Source organism: Paenibacillus sp. FSL H8-0261 (genome assembly GCF_045040645.1).
Taxonomy (GTDB): Bacteria; Bacillota; Bacilli; order Paenibacillales; family Paenibacillaceae; genus Paenibacillus_AQ.
Window position 1 is genome coordinate 3824294 of record NZ_CP150297.1, and the last position, 22094, is coordinate 3846387.

22 protein-coding genes are annotated in these 22094 nt (G+C 42.5%); 3 read left to right on the forward strand and 19 right to left on the reverse strand.

What is annotated here, in order from left to right:
- Nucleotides 1–117: 117 nt before the first annotated feature.
- The 7 genes from MHI27_RS16925 to pdhA all read right to left on the reverse strand — a co-directional run bounded on the left by MHI27_RS16925 (nt 118) and on the right by pdhA (nt 8141).
- Nucleotides 118–609 carry a dihydrofolate reductase gene (locus MHI27_RS16925; protein ID WP_149647325.1) on the reverse strand — a complete coding sequence of 164 codons (492 nt, stop codon included), beginning with the start codon at nt 607–609 and terminating at the stop codon, nt 118–120.
- A gap of 53 nt (nt 610–662) precedes the next feature.
- Complete coding sequence (locus MHI27_RS16930; RefSeq protein WP_339241585.1) at nt 663–1643, reverse strand: thymidylate synthase; 981 nt, start codon at nt 1641–1643, stop codon at nt 663–665.
- 107 nt (nt 1644–1750) lie between these two features.
- Nucleotides 1751–2725: a S66 peptidase family protein gene (locus MHI27_RS16935; RefSeq protein ID WP_405176758.1), complete on the reverse strand. Its 975-nt coding sequence runs from the start codon at nt 2723–2725 to the stop codon at nt 1751–1753.
- Nucleotides 2726–2902: 177 nt separating this feature from the next.
- A complete protein-coding gene (lpdA, locus tag MHI27_RS16940; RefSeq protein ID WP_042188806.1) occupies nt 2903–4315 on the reverse strand; it encodes a dihydrolipoyl dehydrogenase in 1413 nt (470 codons plus the stop codon).
- Between the two features lie 2 nt (nt 4316–4317).
- On the reverse strand, nt 4318–5970 hold the full coding sequence (locus MHI27_RS16945; protein WP_076283552.1) for a 2-oxo acid dehydrogenase subunit E2: 1653 nt from the start codon (nt 5968–5970) through the stop codon (nt 4318–4320).
- A gap of 110 nt (nt 5971–6080) precedes the next feature.
- Nucleotides 6081–7058 carry an alpha-ketoacid dehydrogenase subunit beta gene (locus MHI27_RS16950; protein ID WP_042188810.1) on the reverse strand — a complete coding sequence of 326 codons (978 nt, stop codon included), beginning with the start codon at nt 7056–7058 and terminating at the stop codon, nt 6081–6083.
- Nucleotides 7059–7073: 15 nt separating this feature from the next.
- Nucleotides 7074–8141 (reverse strand): pyruvate dehydrogenase (acetyl-transferring) E1 component subunit alpha, encoded by a 1068-nt coding sequence (gene pdhA / locus MHI27_RS16955; protein ID WP_042188812.1) that lies wholly within the window; start codon nt 8139–8141, stop codon nt 7074–7076.
- 265 nt (nt 8142–8406) lie between these two features.
- On the opposite strand from pdhA, the gene MHI27_RS16960 reads away from it, so the two are divergent.
- Complete coding sequence (locus MHI27_RS16960) at nt 8407–9138, forward strand: alpha/beta hydrolase (RefSeq protein WP_405174258.1); 732 nt, start codon at nt 8407–8409, stop codon at nt 9136–9138.
- 136 nt (nt 9139–9274) lie between these two features.
- On the opposite strand, the gene MHI27_RS16965 is transcribed toward MHI27_RS16960, so the two are convergent.
- Complete coding sequence (locus MHI27_RS16965; protein ID WP_042194033.1) at nt 9275–9739, reverse strand: low molecular weight protein-tyrosine-phosphatase; 465 nt, start codon at nt 9737–9739, stop codon at nt 9275–9277.
- A gap of 162 nt (nt 9740–9901) precedes the next feature.
- On the opposite strand from MHI27_RS16965, the gene MHI27_RS16970 reads away from it, so the two are divergent.
- Both MHI27_RS16970 and MHI27_RS16975 read left to right on the forward strand, forming a co-directional pair.
- Nucleotides 9902–10543: a thiamine diphosphokinase gene (locus tag MHI27_RS16970; protein WP_379424046.1), complete on the forward strand. Its 642-nt coding sequence runs from the start codon at nt 9902–9904 to the stop codon at nt 10541–10543.
- Nucleotides 10544–10869: 326 nt separating this feature from the next.
- Entirely contained in the window at nt 10870–11370 is a 501-nt protein-coding gene (locus MHI27_RS16975) for a C40 family peptidase (RefSeq protein WP_339241593.1), read from the forward strand.
- A 42-nt stretch (nt 11371–11412) separates the two neighbouring features.
- Here MHI27_RS16975 and MHI27_RS16980 read toward each other — a convergent pair whose 3' ends face one another.
- The 11 genes from MHI27_RS16980 to MHI27_RS17030 all read right to left on the reverse strand — a co-directional run bounded on the left by MHI27_RS16980 (nt 11413) and on the right by MHI27_RS17030 (nt 21883).
- The gene (locus MHI27_RS16980; RefSeq protein WP_405174259.1) at nt 11413–12306 is read right to left on the reverse strand and encodes a response regulator transcription factor; all 894 of its coding nucleotides are present in this window, start codon (nt 12304–12306) and stop codon (nt 11413–11415) included.
- The gene (locus MHI27_RS16985; RefSeq protein WP_405174260.1) at nt 12251–13291 is read right to left on the reverse strand and encodes a ThiF family adenylyltransferase; all 1041 of its coding nucleotides are present in this window, start codon (nt 13289–13291) and stop codon (nt 12251–12253) included. Before MHI27_RS16985 ends, MHI27_RS16980 begins: the two co-directional genes overlap by 56 nt.
- Nucleotides 13292–13363: 72 nt before the next feature.
- Nucleotides 13364–14917: an ABC-F family ATP-binding cassette domain-containing protein gene (locus tag MHI27_RS16990; protein WP_042188823.1), complete on the reverse strand. Its 1554-nt coding sequence runs from the start codon at nt 14915–14917 to the stop codon at nt 13364–13366.
- 336 nt (nt 14918–15253) lie between these two features.
- A complete protein-coding gene (locus MHI27_RS16995) occupies nt 15254–16753 on the reverse strand; it encodes a serine/threonine protein kinase (protein ID WP_405174261.1) in 1500 nt (499 codons plus the stop codon).
- Nucleotides 16754–16872: 119 nt separating this feature from the next.
- On the reverse strand, nt 16873–17940 hold the full coding sequence (locus MHI27_RS17000) for an SAM-dependent methyltransferase (RefSeq protein WP_405174262.1): 1068 nt from the start codon (nt 17938–17940) through the stop codon (nt 16873–16875).
- A complete protein-coding gene (locus tag MHI27_RS17005; RefSeq protein WP_339271686.1) occupies nt 17937–18719 on the reverse strand; it encodes an ATP-binding cassette domain-containing protein in 783 nt (260 codons plus the stop codon). Before MHI27_RS17005 ends, MHI27_RS17000 begins: the two co-directional genes overlap by 4 nt.
- Entirely contained in the window at nt 18719–19042 is a 324-nt protein-coding gene (locus MHI27_RS17010) for a thioredoxin family protein (RefSeq protein WP_405174263.1), read from the reverse strand. The genes MHI27_RS17005 and MHI27_RS17010 overlap by 1 nt, the downstream gene beginning before the upstream one ends.
- Entirely contained in the window at nt 19039–19383 is a 345-nt protein-coding gene (locus tag MHI27_RS17015; RefSeq protein WP_076283543.1) for a cyclic-phosphate processing receiver domain-containing protein, read from the reverse strand. The genes MHI27_RS17010 and MHI27_RS17015 overlap by 4 nt, the downstream gene beginning before the upstream one ends.
- Nucleotides 19384–19385: 2 nt before the next feature.
- The gene (locus tag MHI27_RS17020; RefSeq protein ID WP_405174264.1) at nt 19386–20333 is read right to left on the reverse strand and encodes a deoxyribonuclease IV; all 948 of its coding nucleotides are present in this window, start codon (nt 20331–20333) and stop codon (nt 19386–19388) included.
- Nucleotides 20233–21048, reverse strand: coding sequence for an Fpg/Nei family DNA glycosylase (locus tag MHI27_RS17025; RefSeq protein WP_042188834.1), 816 nt, complete (start codon nt 21046–21048; stop codon nt 20233–20235). Before MHI27_RS17025 ends, MHI27_RS17020 begins: the two co-directional genes overlap by 101 nt.
- 46 nt (nt 21049–21094) lie before the next feature.
- Complete coding sequence (locus tag MHI27_RS17030) at nt 21095–21883, reverse strand: HAD-IIA family hydrolase (protein WP_405174265.1); 789 nt, start codon at nt 21881–21883, stop codon at nt 21095–21097.
- Between the last annotated feature and the right edge of the window lie 211 nt (nt 21884–22094).

Consider the following 22094-nt stretch of genomic DNA (forward strand, 5'->3'; position numbering starts at 1 on the left):
TAGATTATCATTTCTAATTTTAATTATAGTAGCACTCATTACTTTTGCACAGTAATGGATTAATCTACTGATTTTTTGTACTATTTCACATGTTATGTCAGAGAAAACGTTTTATTGCTATTCCGTACGTTCATAAACAAGAAAACGGTAATCATACGGATTCTTTTCATCACGAATTCCCTTCTTATTGGAAACTTCTTTCCACACGCTCCAGTCAATATCAGGAAACCGGGTATTCCCTTCAAAATCCTGTTCAATTTGCGTTAACATCAACTTGTCAGCATACGGCAACATCAGCTTATAAATTTCCGCACCGCCGATCACCATCAGCTCATCGTCTTTTCTACCCTCGCTGAGAGCTTCCTCAAGCGTGTGTACAACCTCTGCACCTTCAGGAGCATAATCAGTATCTCTAGTCATAATTAAGCTTGTTCTGCCCTTTAGAGGCTTCCCTCCGAGCGAATCCCACGTTTTGCGGCCCATAAGCATTCTCTTCCCCAGTGTTTCTGCTTTGAAATAAGCGAAATCAAGCGGTAAATGCCAAGGCATATCATTATCTTTTCCAATAACATGATTGGTGCCCATTGCCCATATTAAGCTAATACTCATGATACACGCTCCTTCCTACCTATATAGATCAAAAAATCTTGATAACCATTAATTTATACTGCGATCGGCGCTTTAATCGAAGGATGCGGATTGTACCCTTCAATGATAAGGTCTTCCAGCTCGATATCAAAAAGTGATTTCTTATTTGAATTAATAACCAATGTTGGCAATGGTCTTAAATCTCTTGATAATTGCTCTTTTACTTGATCAACATGGTTTGAATAGATATGTGCATCACTAATGCTATATACAAACTCGCCTACTTCTAGACCACACTCATGTGCTATTAAATGTGTAAGTAAGGAGTAAGACGGGATATTGAAGTTAGCTCCAAGAAAAGAGTCAGCACTGCGCTGCAGCAAGTGACAGCTTAATTTACCATTTGCAACATAGAACTGGAACATAACGTGGCAAGGTGGTAACGCTGCTTTACTCCCTTTTGCCCCAGCATTTATAACATCTTCCGGGTTCCATGCGCTTACAATTAAACGACGAGAATCAGGATTTGATTTGATCTGATGAATTACATCTTGTAATTGGTCAATGGATTCTCCCGTAGAAGATGTCCAATTTCGCCACTGCTTACCATAAACATTCCCTAGGTCACCATGCTTCGCTGCGAACGCATCATCTTCTAAGACACGATCACAAAATGCTTTCATCTCTGCTTGATAAACTTGATTGAAGTCTTCATCAATTAAACAACGATTCCCGAAATCAGTCATATCTGGACCTGTATATTCGTCTGATTCAACCCATCTTTTGAAAGCCCATTCATCCCAAATATGATTATTATTTTTCAATAAATAACGAATGTTTGTGTCGCCTTTAATAAACCATAATAATTCACTTGCGATTAAACGGAACGGTGTCCGTTTTGTTGTAAATAAGGGGAAGCCTTTTGATAAATCAAATCGCATTTGATAACCAAATACACTAATAGTGCCTGTTCCGGTACGATCTTCTTTTTTTACACCATTATCTAAAATATATTGTAAAAAATTCAAATAGGTTTGTTCTAACTCATTATTCAATTTAATGCACCTCCGTAATATTTCACCTCATATATTATATCTGAAAAATCCGAATTTTGTAGAAGGTAAGATATTTTTTAAATTTATTTAATAATCCGAGGAGTTCACTACTCTGATATTCTTAACTCTACTCTAACCCCATAAGCACGAAGTGAGGCTTGTCCACCTACAGGGAAAGTAATCATTGGGGAGGTATGTCCAAAGTCCACGTCTGCAATGACAGGAATGTCTGATAGCTCTTCTTTTGAAGTTATGATTTTGATCAACAGTTCTTTAGTCATACGTGATCCTTGTTGGAATCTGCCAATAACCAATCCTTTAACATGCTGAAAATCTGGTTGATGAATCAGCGATTGTAAATCCCGATCAAAGGTTGCAGGCGATGACTCATAATCATCCTCAAGAAATAATATCGAATTTTTTAAACTTGGCATATACTCCGTTCCCTGCAAAAGATTTAATGTACACAGGTTCCCACCGATAATTGTCCCTTTCGCTTCTCCATCATTGATAATGAACGGACCTTCATTTCTGATAAATACACGGTTCTCCTGGTCCAGATACCACTCATCATCACTCCAATGCTTCGAAGGCCTCACCACTATTTCTTTGTTGTCCATCATCAGCTTACGGAAATATTCGGTGGTATATTCATTGTCGTGAAGCATTGCGAAGCTAGAAAAATGTGGTCCGGAATATGTAACTAATCCTGTTTTAGCATAGATTGCATTACTTAAAGTAGTAATATCCGAATACCCGCATAATCGTTTAGGATGCTCTGCAATGATGGAATAGTCGATATAACGTAGCAGTTGATTGCTATTAAAGCCTCCAATGGTCGTAAGAATCCCTTTAACATTCGGATCTAAAAAAGCTTCGTGCAAATCCTCTATTCTAGAATCGATCGATGAGGAAACAAAATCATCCTTCTCAAAAGAATTTACGGAAAATGATATCCGAAAACCTAATTTTTGCAGCTGTTCTTTGGCAATTTTCCTTTGTTCAGCAGCGATTAACGACAGACTTCTGGCAGGTGAGATGATTCGCAACTCATCACCAGGCTTTAACTTATTGGGTTTCATCATTTGTCCTCCCTATATAAGTTTTTAAAATACGGATGAATGATTTTATAGTGTATTCGCTCAAATTGTTTCATCTCCTCCCATTATATCTTTTTTCAAAAAAGTGGAAAACTCAAAAAGGCGAAACGCAAATGCGTTCCGCCTTTCAGTGCCTGCTAGAGCAATTGGGTAGAGAAATTATTTCATTACGTGAATAGGGTGACCTTCAACCAGTTCAGCAGCTTCCATGACGATTTCGCCAAGGGTTGGATGCGCATGAATAGTCAAAGCGATATCTTCAAGTGTTGCGCCCATTTCAATTGCCAAACCAAGTTCAGCGATCAAGTTAGAAGCTTCGATACCAACGATTTGTGCACCAAGCACAAGATTGTTTTCGGAGTTAGCAACAATTTTGATGAAACCTTCTGGGCTGTTCAAAGATACGGCGCGGCCATTCCCTGCAAATGGGAACTTACCAGCTTTCACTTTGTAGCCTTTGTCTTTCGCTTCTTTCTCAGTCAAACCAACGCTTGAGCATTCAGGATCTGTAAACACAACTGCTGGGATGACTTTGTAGTCAACAACAGATGTAAGTCCTGCAATCGCTTCTGCGGCAATCTTACCTTCGTAAGAAGCTTTGTGAGCCAACGCCAGACCTGGAACAACGTCGCCGATAGCGAAGATGTTAGGAATGCTTGTGCGACCTTGGTGATCGACTTTGATCAATCCACGCTCGTCGAGCTCAAGACCGATCAGGTCTAGTCCAAGTTCACCATCAGTGTTAGGACGACGGCCTACAGTTACAAGCAAGTAATCCGCAGTAACTTCTTTGGATTCGCCACCAACAGAATATTTCACGGTAACTTCCTTGTCGTTCTGTACAGCACTTTCAGCTTTAGCGTTAGTTACGATTTCGATGCCAGTTTTAGCCATGTTTTTCGCAACAAGACGAGTCATATCTTTATCAAAGCCTGGAAGTACAGTATCCAAACCTTCGATGATTGTTACTTTAGTACCGAATTTGGAGTACATTTGGCCAAGCTCAGCGCCGATGTAACCACCACCGATTACGATCATGCTCTTCGGAATTTCTGGAAGCTCAAGAGCTTCAGTCGAAGATAGAATACGTCCACCGAATGGGAAAGGTTTCAGTTCAATCGGACGGGAACCTGTTGCAATGATACAGTGTTTGAAGCGGTAACGTGGGGATTCATGATCATTGAACACACGTGCTTCTGTGTCGCTGATAAACATGCATTCGCCGTTAAATACTTCAATTTTGTTGCCTTTCATCAAACTAGTCACGCCGCTAGTCATTTTCTTAACTACGCCGTTTTTGAACTCTTGAGTTTTAGCAAAATCCACTTTAACGTTCTCAGCAGTAACACCGAAAACTTCACCATGCTTAGCAGATTCGAACTGATGTGCAGCAGCAATCAGTGCTTTAGAAGGAATACATCCACGGTTCAAACATACACCGCCGAGTTCCGATTTATCCACGATGAGGACTTTTTGGCCGAGCTGGGCGGCACGAATTGCCGCCACATACCCACCAGGACCTGCACCAATGACCAATGTGTCAATATCTAGAGAAGCGTCTCCTACTACCATAATTATACCTCCATAACCAGCAGCTCAGGATTATTGAGCAGCGATTTAATGTAGTTCATAAAGTTTTGAGCAGTCGCACCATCGATAATACGGTGGTCAAAGCTGAGTGACAACGCCATTACAGGAGCAACTACGATTTCACCATTCTTAACTACTGCTTTTTCACTGATACGGCCAGTTCCGAGGATAGCCACTTCAGGGAAGTTAATGATTGGAGTAAAGAACATACCGCCAGCAGAACCAATGTTACTGATGGAGATCGTGCTGCCCTTCATTTCGTTAGCAGACAATTTACCGTCACGACCACGAACTGCAAGGTCAGTGATGCTGCTAGCGATCATCCAGATGCTCTTACGGTCAGCATCCTTGATAACTGGAACGATCAAGCCGTTTGGTGTATCAGTAGCGATACCGATGTTGTAGTATTTCTTGTAAACAATCTCGCCTGCTTCTTCATCAATCATAGCGTTAAGCGCTGGGAATTGACGGGAAGCTGCAACCAATGCTTTAACAATGAATGGAAGGTAAGTAACCTTAACGCCTTTTTTCTCAGCGATTGGTTTCATCCGTGTACGGAATGCTACCAGTTCAGTAACATCTACTTCGTCCATAATTGTAACGTGCGGTGCAGTGTAAGCCGATTTTACCATTGCATTGGCGATCGCTTTACGAATGCCCTTGTATGGTACACGTTCTTCTTCAAGACTAACATTACCGCTCGCTGCTGCAGATGTTGCTTTAGCTTCAGTTTTAGCAGCCTTAGGAGCTTCAGAAGCTGCCGCTGCAGGAGTTGCCGCTGCCGCAGGTGCTGAACCACCTTTCAAGAATGCTTCAACGTCTTCACGAGTGATTTTGCCGCCTTTTCCAGTTCCGTTCACTTTAGAGATATCCACTTTTTGCTCACGAGCAAATTTACGAACGCTAGGTGTAGCCAACACATCACGGTCAGGTGCTGGTGCTGCACTAACAGATCCACCTTGTTTAGCATCAGATGGGCTAGTTGCTGCAGGGGAAGAAGTGGTATTTGCACTTCCTTTTGCTGCATCTGCTTCTGCGGAAGCATGACCTGCTTGTTCAGGAACGTCACCTTCTGCAGCAATGATAGCTACAACATCGCCAACACGGCATACTTGACCATCTTTAGTCAGAACTTCCAACACAGTACCGTTCACTGGACAAGGAACTTCAACTACTGCCTTGTCATTTTGAACTTCCATGATGATATCATCATCGGTTACTTTGTCACCGGCTTTGATATGCATTTTGATGATTTCACCTTCATGCAGACCTTCACCCAGTTCTGGGAACCGATATTCAAAGTTCGCTGATTTAGCATTCGCAGGAGCTGGTGCAGCAGGTGCAGGTGCAGCTGGAGCTTCTTCAGCAGCATGACCTTCTTGCTCAGGCACGTCGCCCTCAGCTTCGATAATAGCTACAACTTCGCCAACACGGCAAACTTGGCCATCTTTAGTCAAAACTTCCAACACGGTACCGTTCACTGGACAAGGCACCTCAACTACCGCCTTATCATTTTGAACTTCCATTACGATATCATCATCCGTTACCTTGTCACCGGCTTTGATATGCATTTTGATGATTTCACCTTCATGCAAACCTTCACCTAGTTCAGGGAATCGGTATTCAAACTTTGCCACTTTGAAAACCTCCTTGTGAAATTGGGACTGATCTTATGGTTAGAATTCAGAAGAAGAAACGACGTTGTCATCCATAAAGGATGACAACCGTTTCTCATAGAAAAAATATTTTAGAAATCCAAAACTTTCTTCACGCCTGCAATAATACGCGCAGGGTTTGGAAGCCATGTATCTTCAATTTGTGCGAATGGATATACTGTGTCCGGACCTGCGATCCGAAGAACAGGTGCTTCCAAGTGCAGCAATGCTTTTTCGTTAATTTGTGCAATAACCTCAGCAGCAACACCGGAGCTCTTTTGAGCTTCTTGTACTACGATAGCACGGTTAGTCTTCTTCACAGACGCTACAATAGTGTCGATGTCGATTGGACTTACAGTACGAAGGTCAATAATTTCAACGTTAATGCCTTCTTTTTCGAGTTGCTCGGCTGCTTTGGTAGCTGTATGTACCATCAGCCCGTAAGTAATGATAGATACATCAGCACCTTCACGTACTACGTTAGCTTTGCCAAGTTCAACAGTGTATTCACCTTCTGGCACTTCAGCACGGAATGCATGGTAAAGGTTCAAATGCTCCATGAAGAATACAGGGTCATTGTCGCGGATAGACGCGATAAGAAGTCCCTTAGCATCATATGGGTTTGAAGGAATTACTACTTTAATACCCGGGCTTTGTGCAATCAAACCTTCGAGTGAATCTGTATGAAGCTCAGCAGCCTTAACTCCGCCACCAAAAGGAGTACGGAATACGATTGGAGCATTATATTTACCGCCAGAACGCCAGCGCAGACGTGCCGCTTGAACAACGATCTGATCAAGTGCTTCAAAGATAAAACCAACGAATTGAATTTCTGCAATTGGGCGGAAGCCTTGTACACCAAGACCAAATGCCAGACCACCGATAGCGGACTCAGCTAGTGGAGTATCAAAAATACGATCTTCGCCAAATTCCTTTTGCAGCCCTTCCGTTACACGGAAAACGCCACCTACATTACCAACATCCTCTCCGAAGATAAGAACGTTAGGGTCACGATTCAGTTCAACGCGCATCGCGTCGCGGATCGCTTCTTTCATATTCATTTGTGCCATTGCCTGATATCCCCCTTATTCAAAATCGGCTTTTTGCTCTTCCAGATGTTTAGGTGTTACTTCGAACATGCTGTCGATCAAGCCAGGTATAGTCATTTTTTCGGTTTGTTCAGCTTTTTTAATCTGCTCGTTAACAGTAGCTTTCGCTTCGTCTTTCACGCGCAGCGTATCTTCTTCAGTCCAAAGACCTTTCTTCTCCAAATACTTGGCAAGACGGTTGATTGGATCCTTTTCGCTCCATTGTCCTTCTTCTTCTTTCGAACGATATTTACTTGCATCGTCAGAAAGGGAGTGTGGACGGAAACGGTAAGTTACAGCTTCGATCAATGTAGCACCTTCGCCATTACGTGCACGCTCAGCAGCGTCACGAACAGCACTGATTACTGCAAAGATGTCCATGCCGTCAACTTTAATTCCCGGAATACCAGCTGCAACCGCTTTGTGAGCGATCGATTTGGAAGCTGTTTGTTTTGCGAATGGAGTCGTAATCGCGTAACCGTTGTTTTGAACAAAGAAGATAACAGGCAGTTTAAAGCGACCAGCAAAGTTCAAGCCTTCATAGAAGTCGCCTTCAGAAGAACCGCCATCACCAGTGTAAGTAATTGCAACACTCTTTTGTTTCTTCAATTTAAAGCCCATTGCAATTCCTGTAGCGTGCAGGATTTGCGCGCCGATGATAATTTGTGGCATCAATACATTAACGCCATCAGGAATAGCTCCACCATGTTGGTGTCCACGGGAATATAAGAATGCTTGGTACAATGGAAGTCCGTGCCATACTAGCTGCGGAATATCACGGTAGCCTGGGCATAAGAAGTCTTCTTTCTCCAAAGCGTACTCGCTACCAATCATAGTAGCTTCTTGACCGGATACCGGTGCGTAGAAACCAAGACGGCCTTGACGACCAAGATTTACTGCACGATCATCCCAAGTACGGGTAAATACCATACGATACATAATTTCTTTCAGTTGATCGTCGGTTAAATCAGGCATTTTATCCTTGTTGATAATTTCTCCATCCGGGGAAAGTACCGTTAGAGCCTCGACGTCCTCTGTATACACTTCATAAGGAACTTTACTCATTATCTTCACCTCAATAAAAAAATTTGAATATCAGCTGCCTCTGTTATAATATTATTATACACCTGTTTGGTTACTTTCGTCAAAGAAATACTTATAAAATTTATATTCCTTTAAATTTTGTATGTATAACAGGTGATTTATTTTTATATAACAGTTTAAAGCTTTTGGAACAAGTAAATGATTAATCACACAGTTACTCAGCTATTCATTTTAGAGCAAACCGTTGTGTATTGCAAAATTCGACAAGAAAGGTGACGTGGCAACTATGAGCGATTCTGTTTTTCTGAAACGCACAATTGTAAAAGAAACGCTTTGGAGTAAACATCTGCAGGAGGAACGTAAATTACGCATCTATCTCCCTCCCGGCTACAACGAAGTCTTGAGCTACCCAGTGGTGTACTGCCAAGACGGCGAAGAGTTCTTTAACTTTGGCCGCATCGCTACACTCGCTGGACGTCTTATTATAGAAGAAGACGTGGAGCCCTTCATCATTGTTGGTGTCGAAGTAGACGTCGCTGTTCGGACTCAAGAATACGCTCCTTTTGGAAGCAGATTCAAGCAGTACTTATCTTGCTTTTCCGAAGAGATTATTCCCTTCATTGAACAAAAATATCCTGTGCGCCATACTCCGGACGAACGAATCTTAGCAGGCGACTCCCTTGGGGGCAGTGTTTCGCTCCACCTTGCACTTGCTTATCCTGCGATCTTCACACGTATCATCAGCCTTTCCGGTGCATTCTATCCTGAATCCCGCGACATGCTGGCTAAAGAAGAGGATCTCTCCTGGCTCAACATTAATATGGTCGTTGGTCTGCAGGAAACAGAATACAAAACGGATACTGGCATTTATGATTTTGTTCAGATGAATCGAGAAACAAAAACATTGCTTGAATCACGCGGAGCAACCGTATCCTACCGAGAGAAAGACGGACTTCATCTCTGGGGCTTCTGGCAGAAAGAGCTACCAGAATCTCTACTCTATTTCTTAAACGCATAATGACCTATTGATAGTAGTAAATAGTGAACATCTAAAGAACAGTATGTAGATTACTTGATTGCGCTTACAGTTAAATCCAGCAATTTCCCTCGATTTACCATATGAATCATACAGAGAGAGCTGTAATCCGAATGGGTTACAGCTTTTCTCTTATCATTCTTTCCAGCAATATGTCACAGCCCGCGTTGATCAAATCATATACCTGTTCAAAATTACCTGTAAAATACGGATCCGGCACTTCGCGCAGCTCCTCCTCAGGCAATAAGTCCATGAAGAACATTAGCTCGGCGTCTTTCCCGCCAGGAATCTTTCGAACATTCTCTCCATTAGACTTGTCCATGCAGACGATATAGTCAAATTTTTGAAAATCTTCACTGTCGACTAGCCGTGCTAACATGTTCTCATAGCTAATGTCGTTCTGATCAAGGATACGTCTTGTTCCTTCATGCGGCTCTTTTCCTATATGCCAATCTCCAGTTCCCGCTGAATCTACAAGAATCTTATCAGATAGTTCTCGTTCATTAATCTTATGCCGCAGAACAGCCTCCGCCATTGGTGATCGACAAATATTACCCAGACATACAAACAGTACGCTTACGATTTCGTTCACCTCCCAGTTGTTAAACCTAAATATATGTGAATTTATACTCAAAAGATCGCACACTCTCATTTTAGCGTTGTCGAGGTCAATTGTGCAACCTTTCGATCTGCATTATACTGGACAGGATACTCAACAAGAGGTTTAAGAGGAGGAATGGATGTTATGTCATCCAAACGAGTCGTAATTTTTGCAGGTGGAGAACTGTCTCCAGAATATTTCAACCTATTAGATGAAGATGATTTTATTATCGGTGCGGATCAGGGAGCGCTATTTCTCATTTCTCACGGATATACACCAGATATAGCAGTAGGTGATTTTGATTCCGTTTCGCCTGAAGCACTTCAAGATATTGAAAACAAAAGTAAGAAGACTATCACCTGTGATGCCGTGAATAAAGATTTGACAGATAGCGAGATGGCGCTAGATATTGCAATGGATCAGCAACCCGATTCTATTCTACTATTAGGTGTTACGGGTACTCGAATTGACCACTCCCTGGCTAGCATTCAAATGATGACAAGAGCCCTACAACGTCAAATCAACTGCTACGTCATGGACACGCATAACTATATAACCCTTACAGGATCCCAGGCTGTTATCAACGATTTAGGCTATACCTACGTGTCTTTACTGCCTTTAACCCCAGAAGTATCGGGTATTACCTTAGAAGGATTTCAATATCCATTGACGGACGCTACACTAAAGCTTGGACAATCACTTGGTGTGAGTAACAAACTGGTTTCATCCTCAGGGACGGTTACCATTCGAAGTGGATTGTTGCTGATCATTCAGAGTAAAGACTAGATACATAGAGATCATGTTTAACGTAAAATGCTACTTTTTTTATAGTTTAGAAACATCATTGTAACTTTTATCTCAAATTCGAAAAAGCCGTGAAAACTCTTTTGTACCAAGGGTTTTCCGGCTTTTTTAAGATTCTATTACATCAAATTATTAATTTTTTGTAACTTTTAATGAATTTTTAATAAAACGCTTACAACCCATACCCGGCCTCACTTTATTGCACCTCTTCCAATTTTTATGTCATAGATAACCTGCTATACTACGAATCAGGCAAGCAAGACAGACAAACACAACAACAAAGACTAACACCTTGGAGGTAATACAACATGAATAAACAACAATGGATTAAAAAAGCGATTGTTATAGGAATGGTTACTACAATGGGCTTGGGTACAATGATGGCAACAGGCGTAGGCGCAACGAAAGTTGAAGCAGCTTCCGTATCTAAAGGTCAAAGCGTAGTTAATCTCGGGAAGAAATATATGGGAGTGCCTTACAAATTCGGTGCATCCACTTCTACTACTAAAGTTTTTGACTGCTCTTCTTTTACAAAATACATCTTTAAACAATATAATGTAACATTGCCTCGTACATCCGTAGATCAATCTAAAGTAGGGAAAGCAGTATCGAAAGCTGACCTTCGTGTAGGTGATCTAGTATTTTTCTCGAGCGGTAGCAGAGCAAACGGTAAAAATGTAACTCACGTTGCTGTTTATGCTGGCAATGGCAAAATTCTGCACACTTACGGTAAACCAGGTGTTACGATTTCCGATCTTAACTCCGGTAATTGGAAAAAAACATATTTAAAGGCTCGCCGCGTACTGTAAACAACGACTCTGTAGAGTTCTAACTATAATAGAGAAATAGTCTCAGGATGTGGTGCCGCCTTCGGGCGCCCTCATTACATATCCTGTTCCGCGAACGGTGTGAATCAACTTGTTCCGGTGACCTTTATCCATTTTCAAACGGATATGTCTGATGTAAACATCTACAACATTGGTATCTGCGTGAAATTGGTAACCCCATACTTCCTTAAGTATCTCGATGCGAGAGCATATCATTCCTTGGTTCGCAGCGAGATAATACAATAGATCAAATTCTTTGGGTGTCATTTTTAACTCGATCCCGTCGCGACTTACAAACCTGCGGCTGGGATCGAGCATTAAACCATCGACTCTCAGTATTTGATTTAAATTTCGACGCCGTCCAGTAAGGGTTAACAAATTTAGAATCCTGTGCTTGAATTCACCGGTATGTAAAGGCTTTGTCATATATTCATTACCCCCGGCTGAGAACGCCGAAACTGCCCCAGTTCCAGATTCAGATTGTTTACCGGAAATCACCATTACTGGTAGTATCATCCCCTCAGCTCTTACAGCGGAAATTATGTCCCAGCCTTCCCAAGTCCCCACCTCGCATAACTCAGCAAGCAGCAGTACCGGTTCTACTTTTGATATGGATAAGCGGAGATCCTCGGGATCTTCGCTTTTTGTTGCTTCAAGTCCAATATCTTGTAGCACACTTTCTATAACGGTTCGATCTTCTTCTCTACTACTGCTATCAGCCATATACCATATTATTTGCTCAATCACAAAGTTCCCCCATATCCATATGACTTGCACCAGCATCACTGCGGTACGTATAGAATTCCCGGAAAACAAAAAGACCATTCCTAAGAAATGGCCTGAACACCTATTTACAGCTTCTTTATCCAAAATATCGATGATAAAAGCTCCGAGCAGCAGCAATATCTTTTGTTCCATGAATCAACGCTCTACCATCAGCAAAAATTACTAACCGATAAGGCCCTTCTATAAAAGAAACCAGATAAGCGTTGCTGTCCACGCTTCCGCTTCCTAAACGAGACAAACGGTCCGCAGTTTCCTGCAAGTTAAGCTTCTGTGGTCTCGCAGGTCGAATTTGTACTGTATCCCTTCCACAAAGAACATCGCCTCGTTCGGTATTCGCTGCCATTAGATAGGGATAGATCGGATGACTCCCACAAGAAGGGCAGTTTTTCTTTTTGGCAGCTTTCACTCCAATTTCATGGTATTCATTCCGCCACAAATCAAACGTTAACAGTTTGTTTCTTAATTGTTCTTTACGCTTACCTAGTAGTTTCAGCGCCTCTGCCGTTGCATTTGCCGTAACTAGTTGTACTGCTTGCGGAAGTATACCTGCGGTATCACAGGTATCACCTCCTAGCGGTACTGTACCTAGAAGACAATTGAGACATGGAGTTTCTCCTGGCAAAATCGTATAGGATATTCCATAACTCCCAACACATGCACCATAGATCCAAGGAATACCGTGCTTTTGCGCCATATCATTAATAATGAGCCGAGTATCAAAATTGTCTGTACCATCCATGATCAGATCAACCCCTGAAACAAGCTCTTCCAACTCTTCGGCACGAACATCTATAACATAGGCTTCAATAACGACCTCAGAATTAATCTGTTGAAGTTTGCGCTGCGCAGCAGCAGCCTTAGGCATACGTTCAATAGCATCTACCTCAGTATAGAGCTGTTGCCTCTGAAGGTTACTCCACTCTACATAATCACGGTCAGCTAAAATAATTTTGCCTACCCCGCAGCGTACCAGCGTCTCTGCAATCCCTGTACCAAGCGCACCTGCTCCGACTACTAAAACACTAGACTGCGCGAGCCTTTCTTGTCCCTCTGCTCCAAATGGCGCAAATCGCACCTGACGAGAATAACGATCTTCACGACCATCTGTATGAATCATTCGGTTTCCCTCCCCGTATCCAAAAACCGGAGAACAGCAGATCGTCTGCTATTCCCCGGGAGTATGAAGATTCTATACTTGTACTGCTGACCACTGTTCAACATCCCAAATTTTCGTAACCCAATCTTCATAGAAATCAGGTTCATGGGAGACGAGCAGGACTGTGCCTTTATATTCTTGTAATGCCCGCTTCAGCTCTGCCTTGGCAATAACATCAAGGTGATTGGTAGGTTCATCGAACAGAACCCAGTTGCTCTCACGCATCAACAGCTTACAGAGACGGACCTTAGCTTGTTCGCCACCACTCAGCATGCTAAGCGGTCGGGTAATATGCTCATTTTTCAGACCACAGCGAGCAAGATGTCCACGCACTTCATTCTGAGTTAGACTAGAAAATTCATTCCAGACATCCTCAATAGGTGTAAGATTAGCTGCTTTCACTTCTTGTTGGAAATACGCTGAGTTCAGATAATCTCCTAGATAGGTTTTACCGCTATACGTAGGAATCACGCCAAGAATAGTCTTCAGTAGCGTCGATTTACCGACACCATTGCAACCAGTTATAGCGATCTTCTCTCCACGTTCAATGGTCATGTTCAGCATAGGAAGCAACGGACGGTCGTAACCAATCTCGAAATCAATGCCTTCGAAGACTGTTTTCCCGCTGGCCCGACTTTCTTTAAACTTAAAGGTAGGTTTTGCAGCTTCTTCTGGTCGATCAATTCGATCCATACGATCCAGCTGTTTCTCACGGCTCTTCGCCCGGCCAGATGTGGAGGCACGAGCTTTGTTACGCTGAATGAAATCCTCTTGTTTCTTAATAAAATCCTGTTGTTTCTCATAAGCATCTATGTGTTGGATCTTATTCATCTCGGCCATATTCAGGAATTTCTCGTAGTTCGCAGTGTATCGAGTAAGTTTACCGAACTCCAGGTGATAGACCACATTTACGACTTTATTCATGAATTCCGTATCATGAGAGATCAATATAAATGCATATGGATATTGCTTCAAATAGTTAGTTAACCAGTCGATATGCTCAACATCCAAATAGTTAGTAGGCTCATCCAGCAATAGTACATTCGGTTTCTCAAGCAGAAGCTTCGCGAGCAGAACCTTTGTGCGCTGACCCCCACTTAGTGAAGCGACATCACGGTCAAGTCCAATAACGGATAGGCCAAGACCATTCGCCATTTCCTCCACTTTTACATCAATAAGATAAAAATCTCCGATGTCCAGCTGTTCCTGAATGTCCCCCATTTGCTCGAGTAACATCTCTAACTCTTCAGGAGAAGCGTCGCCCATCTTTTCAGTTATAGTTAGCATTTCCTGTTCCAGCTCTAAAAGTGGCAAGAAAGCGTCCTTCAATACATCACGGATGGTTTTCCCTGGCGTTAAGATCGTATGCTGATCCAAGTAACCGTAACGGACGCGAGGCGTCCACTCTACTTTTCCACTATCCTTCAACAGTTTTCCAGTCAAAATATTCATAAGCGTCGATTTTCCTACGCCATTTGCTCCTACGATTCCTACATGCTCACCCGGTAACAACCGGAAAGAAACATTTTTAAACAACGTCCGATCCCCAAAATTGTGGGAAACGTCTTCTACACTAAGTAAACTCATAAATTCTCCGCAAGCTCCTGTCTATACTTAAATAATGCGTAATAAGAAGAAACGACGTTGTGGTCTTTTAAAGACGACAAACGTTTCTCGTAAAAATATAAGGATAAAGTATAGTGTGAAGCTTATACTTTCTTATATTTCAAGCAGAAACGTCTTCAGCGTCCCTGTAGGACGGTAAGCGTTCATGCAAGAAATATAAAGGTAAAGTATAGTGTAAAACTTATACTTTCTTATATTTTTCAAAACACGTATAAATATATATTTTAACACACTTTAATGCAACACTGAACTAAAAGTTAGTTGAGTGAAAAGAGGAAGCATAGAGAACCGCTTTATTCAGCCTTTCTTTTGAAAAAAACTACGGCTTTTCCCCTTACTGGGTACATCTAATACTCCCTCAAACATTTCATTGATCTCTTCTACCAACTTCCCCTTAGGCTTGAATGGATCTTGCTGAAAAGGTAGTCCATAAATATTATCTGTACCTATAGCGGTCTGCAACAGTTGTACAGTTGAGCGTTCTGCGAGTGGTAACCCCACCCTCCAATTCGTTTCAGGCTGTAACCTTTTACGCCTAAGCCACACTAGTAAATCTTCGAGTCGCCAATCTGCACCAGAAGTAATTAGAATCGGCATATCGCTATATTTGAACTCATCAAGCGCCCCTTCATATTCCCCAATGCCAAGATCCAACACTACAAATTGATAATCCCCTCTCAGCAAATCAGCCATTTTTCCGTGAATAGGACGTTTCCAATAATGCACCCCTTTCCATGAAAAAGCAGATATCTCATCCTTGGATGCAACAGTTGTAATCTGTGTATGTAACATGCTGCGAATGCGTTCATAAACCGATGAATCAGGAGAAAAATCAACCCATGCAGTTGCCCCCTTCTGTGCAAGTAAGCTACTCACTGCGAATGAAGTATGTGTTGTTCCAAGACCTGAAGCAACTCCGAGTATGGCAATGACCATCGCTTTTCTCTTTTCTAGAGAATGTGGGACTGAAATAGTAAAATCATTTACTCTAACCATTTCGGACTCCATACGAATTAGCGTCTGTAGAACTGCTTCCGCATTCTGATAACGCTCTTCCGGGTGATGTCGTAATAAGCGTCTTATGATTGGAATAATGCCAGCTGGCATATGGTTATATAGCCGATCCTCCATCCCAGACTCCCATTGACTACATTGCCCTCCAGTTACCATAAAGAGAATTAATGCACCTAATCCATATAAATCGGATACCGGCTGACTCTGCCCACTTCCATATTGCTCAGGTGCCGCGAATCCAACCGTACCAAGCTTAACCGTATCTTCAGAGATACCGTGTTTGTAGCTTCGTGCGATCCCAAAGTCAATTAACATCAGTTCTTTTTGCAGTGTCAACATGATATTTGAAGGCTTTAGATCACGATAGATAATCGGTGGTTGATGACTATGCAGATATTGAAGGACTTCTAAAAGCTGTTTAGCCGCCTGAATGATGAAGTCACTTGGCAAAGGTCCGGGATTATCCTTCATTAGCTGACTCAAGCTCACACCTTCAATATAGTCCATGATTAAATAGGAATACCCTTCTCGATCTGGAAGATAGAAATCGACAATACGCGGCAATCGTGGGTGGTCTAGTGTAATTAACATATCGGCTTCCGCTTGGATGTCAGAATGCAGCTCATCTAAGCATAAGCTTTCTTTTACAGCCCATCGTTTACCCTTTAGACGCAAATCTTCCGCAAGATAAACATTACTCATCCCACCTGAACCAATATGGCCCGTAATTCTGTATCTGTCATCAATAACCTGTCCAATCTTAAGTTTCGTCTCAAAATACAAACTTACTCCCCCTTTTCGCAAAAAAAAAAGAGAAAGCTTCCGCCATTAACGTTCTTACCGCAAAATACGGTCACGTTAATAACGGGATGCTTTCCCTTAGAAAATTAAAATTTGTTTGATTAGTATTTAATCATATAAAGTGTAATTTCATCACGATTATGGAATAGCTGCTTTGCACGCTGAATCTGCATGCGCTCCCCTTCAAACATCGCAATAATTTCTTTGATCATCGCAAGTGGTTTCTTATGCATCAGTTTTACGGTCACAATGGCCGTCCCACCCGGTGACAGACTGTGGAGTAACCCGGTTACTAGCTTCGCCATCAGCTTAGGACTCCAGCTCATATCGCACACGAGCAGATCAAATTCATTGTCCCGGAATTTTACTTCTCCTGCGTTTTTACGAAGGATTTTCAAGCCCGGATAATTACGAAGGGACTCATGCATTAACGCAGGGTCAACAGCTGTAACCTTCATTCCACGTTCTAGTAAGAAAGAAGTCCACCCACCTGGAGAAGCACCAATATCTAACGCATTACGGAAACTGTAAAAAGGAATATCAAACTCCTTCTCGGCTTCCATTAGTTTAAACTTGGCACGTGAGATTTGTCCATCCTCCTTTCGGAAACGGATGGCACCGCCATTCCAGCTAGATAAATTCGCTTCTGGTCTGGACACACCTGCATATAAGGCATTCCCGTCTGCGTAGACTGAAATAACCCAGGCTGGATCTTGCACAGTAAATTCTGCGCCTAAGTTCTGCAATTGCTCTTGGAGCCATTCACGAAGTTCTCCTGGACTGTCCTGCCAAAAGGAAGGATCACCTTTACGAACATTTAGGGATATCTTTTCACCCTCAAGCTCAGTGTGGCGACTTAAATACACCGCCAAACGCTGTAGAGCTTCCATGGTTCCTTCATCCTGAAACTGAACAGGCTGTATATGACGCAGGAAAATGGGAAGATTCTGTGTGAGTAAGCGCGCTACTTCCTCTGGTTCACATTGCAATGTAGCCAGAAAGATTTCTCCTGGTAATAACAAGGTACTCTTCACAGCACCAAATAAACGGCGAAGCTCTTCTTGCGCATAAGGTGCAAAGCCGTGATTAGCTGTACAAATATATCGGGAATACACTTCTTCTTCCGGAGCAATGTTCTGCTCTTCGGTATCTTGTCTTAAATCGTTCAAATCGTTTTGCCTCCAGGTCTAATTTTAATCCAGGGACGACCGCTATCCCATTCAACATCAACAGGAATATCATAAGTGGCCAAGATCATTTCTTTCGTTAATACTTCTTCTTTCGGTCCAGATCCAGCTAGCTTACCCTCACGAATTAATGCAACATGCGTGAAAAGCGGGACAATTTCTTCCACATGGTGAGTTACGTATACTACAGAAACATTACGCTGTCTCAGCTTGTCTATTTCAGCCAGCATTTTTTCCCTTTCATATAGATCAAGGCCCGCACATGGCTCGTCCATAATTAATAGCTTAGGGTCAGCCATAAGACATCTTGCCAGCATAGCTTTTTTACGTTCCCCTTGTGACAAGGTCCCAAAAGGATGAAATGCCATATTGCCAAGATTCATATCTTCCAGCATGCTGATTGCTTTCTCTTTTACTTCGGTGGGGATCGTCTCGTAGAAACGTAAATAAGCGTAAGCACCTGTTGCTACGACTTCCCACACCGGATCATTTAATGACATCTTTTCCATCAAGGAAGGCCCGATATAGCCAATTTCTTTACGAACCTCACGTATATCACATTGTCCATATTTATAACCCAGCACTTCTACAGTCCCTTTGCTAGGAAACAAATAACCCGTCATCATCTCTAAAATTGTAGTTTTACCAGAGCCATTCCGTCCCAAAATGACCCAGTTCTCACCTTCTTTAACTTCTAGTGACACATCGTCCAAGATTAAGTTTTCTTCCCTGCGGAGAGATAAATGTTGTAATGAAATGATTATGATATAACACTCCTTATGTATTCCAGTACTCGCTCAACTGAAACCATGGAATAATAAACTTTCGGATCATCCTCCCGTTCTGCAGAAGCTACAAGTAGTGCAGGAACGCTCGTAATACGATATTGTTGTACCAAATTCGGCAGCATGTTCACATTGCCTGCAACCATTTGAAGATCAGCAGGCAATAGATGAGCCGCCACCTCTAACATCCGTTCAGCAGCCTTACAAGTACCGCACAGTGGAGTGTGTAAGAATACTACAAGCGGTTCTCCTGAACTCTTGAGCGCCTCCAGTAATTCCACTTCATTCATTACCTTCATTTCAAGTTCGTCTCCTCGGCGATATCGCGAAGCTTATCAGAACTTAGGGGACCATTTACCAAAAGCATCCCCTCAGGTTTAGCAGTATATAAGATCTCATACATTTCTTTTCGCCCCCACAGACTGGATGTGTGCAAATAGATTTCTCGGGGGAACAGTCCTTCCAGTACGATCCGTCTGGCAACTTCTCCACCCGAATAATCACCCGGCCCCATATCGTAATCCAGTGATAAAATATCCACCTCGCACTCACGCAGCATTAGAAGACATTCTTCCGTCGAACGAGCCAGAGCGAACCCTTTAGGTACCTTTCGAAGATCATCCATATAGATATGAATCACAATTACGCCTCCGCTTCAAACCAACCACGCACAGTAGCAATTTCTTTTCGGTGACTGCCATCCGCACCCTTCTCCGTTTCCATGACAACAGCTGAGCTTCGTAAAAGCTTGGAGGACAATAAGCTTTTCAGCCCCTGCTCTCCAATATGTCCTTGTCCGATTCCAGCATGTCTGTCGCGTCTTGAGTCGAAAGGAAACTTAGAATCATTTAAATGAACAGCAACAAGATGTGGCCAAAATCCAAGTCGCTCTCCTCGTTCAAGGAAGTCTTCCGTTCGCTCAGGGTTCCAGATACCAGCTGCGTAAGCGTGACAGGTGTCCAAACAAAATCCTATTTTCTCCGAAAATTGGCTAAGCTCTCGAACTTTCACGAGTTCTTCAAGTGTAATTCCTTCATTTCCATGGTTGCCCGCTTGATTCTCTATAAGCAGCTTAGTACGTCCATCCCAGGACTGAAGCACCTCATTCATACATTGTATAATATTTTGATAGCCTTGTAACGGCTCCATTCCACCAAAATGTCCAAAATGAACAACGATGCCTAATGAACCACAAGCTTCTGCAATCTCCAGATCATTTAAGAGAGAGGCTACATAAACCTTTCGCGGAGTAACATCATCTACACCAGCCGCCATGTTAATCCCATAGGGTGTGTGAGCAATCGAAGCAATCCCTTTGTCTTGGCAAAAGAGCGCACAATCCCTCGTATCTCTTACATCTACCTGTTTAAGTTTCAAACTACGCGGATTTTTAGGAAAATATTGAAAACATGTTGCACCGCTCTCCCAAGCGAATCGGGCAGCTCTCCCATAACCACCGCGAATGCTAACATGTGCCCCTATTTTGGAGCTATTCGTCATGCTGACAGTTTGGGCAATAAAACACTTTGCGTCCAGACTGCTCTGTTTTGATAATCGTTCCCCCATCACGAAGACAAGACTCGCCTTCACGATCATACACTTTACATTGATTATTATATGAACCTGTAACAGTATCCCCAGTCATAAACGGCATTTCCATGTACCCACCAATTTCAGTCGCCTCAGTCAGTACTTTTTGGATGCTCTCATAAAGACGGGCTATAGATTCAGTTGTTAAATTTTGTACTAGTGCAGAAGGTAAAAGCCTAGCTTCAAAGGCAATCTCATCAGCATAGCAATTCCCGACTCCAGCCATCACATGCTGATTTACTAACAGGCTTTTGAGCGCACCTCTCCGTCCCTTTAATAATGCAGTGAATCTTTCCAGCGTCATCCGACGATCCAGCAGCTCAGGTCCAAGCTTACCCATTGTGGCTTCGCTTTCCTTCACCGACAGCAAATGTATATAACCTAAGCGAAGTCCAATAAAGTAAAGGATATGATCTCCAAATGCGATTTCGACTTGTGTGTTACGATCCGGCCGTTCTTCCTCCGTGCCATAAAAAAGTATTCCACCAAGCATTAAATGTAAAAGTAGTCTTCGTCCATCATGAAGATGAAACAAAATATACTTGGCACGCCGCTCAACAAAAACAACACGCGCACCGATCAATGCATTTCTAAAAGCTTCTGTTTCCATATTAATTGATTTTTCTCTGTTCACGATTACATCAGATATTGGCACATTTATAATATGCTGACTAAGCAGCTTTCTATAATTCTCCATTTCCGGCAATTCCGGCATAGCTCATCGTCCCTTCTAGGTTGGTGAAGTAATAAGATCCTAGCTATTATACACCGAGAAACGTTTTAAGTTCAGTTAAATCGGCACAAATTTCATCCGGTGAGATTCCGGTAAGGTTTTTATAGTGGTCAAGATTTTCTGCATTGGTTAATCCGGTAAATACAAGAACTGTACGACAGCCCGCATTTACTCCAGCTGCTATATCTGTACGCATATTATCACCGACAACCACTGCATGTTCAGGCTCTATACCAAGAAGATCTGTCGCAAATTTGATTAAATGGGATTCCGGCTTGCCAATCACTACTGGACTCACTCCACTAGCAGCCTCGATGGCTGCTCCGATCGTACCTGCGCCAGGCATAATGCCATCATCTGATGGCAGCATTAAGTCTGGGTTAGTGAGTACAAACTTTGATCCTCCCAGAATCCAGCGTGAAGCTTGCGAGAGCGACGTATAGTTGAAGGAGCGATCGATGCCTTGCAGTACATAATCGGGTGAGTCTGTGACAATGCGGAGCCCAGCTTCGGTACAAGCCACATGCAAACCCTCTTCTCCAAGTATCGCCACTGCAGCCCCAGGTGATTCCTCAGCTATGTAACGTGCGGCCGCCATTGATGAGGTACATACCTCCTCAGCTTTCGCATCGATTCCCATTCCACATAAATGTGCAGCCACATTAGCCGCTGTACGCGATGAATTGTTGGTAACAAATAAAAAAGGAATGCCCGCTTCACGCAGACCTTTAATCAGTAAATCAGCACCAGGAATCATTTTATGCCCATGGTATAACGTACCATCTAAGTCAATCAATAATCCTTTAATCTGTTCCATTATAAATCCCTCTATTTCCATAAGAAATTTAATTAATGTGATTAATGAATAATGGTATTAATAAACATTTAACCTAAGCCCAGCTTGGATTTAGAATGTTTAATAATACTTTTTGTTGGTGGTATTGCCCGATTGTTTTCGGCAAGATTTCCAGCCATTCGTACCTCTTTCACGCTGTAATTACTTTAAATCTAACACACTTCGTCGAATG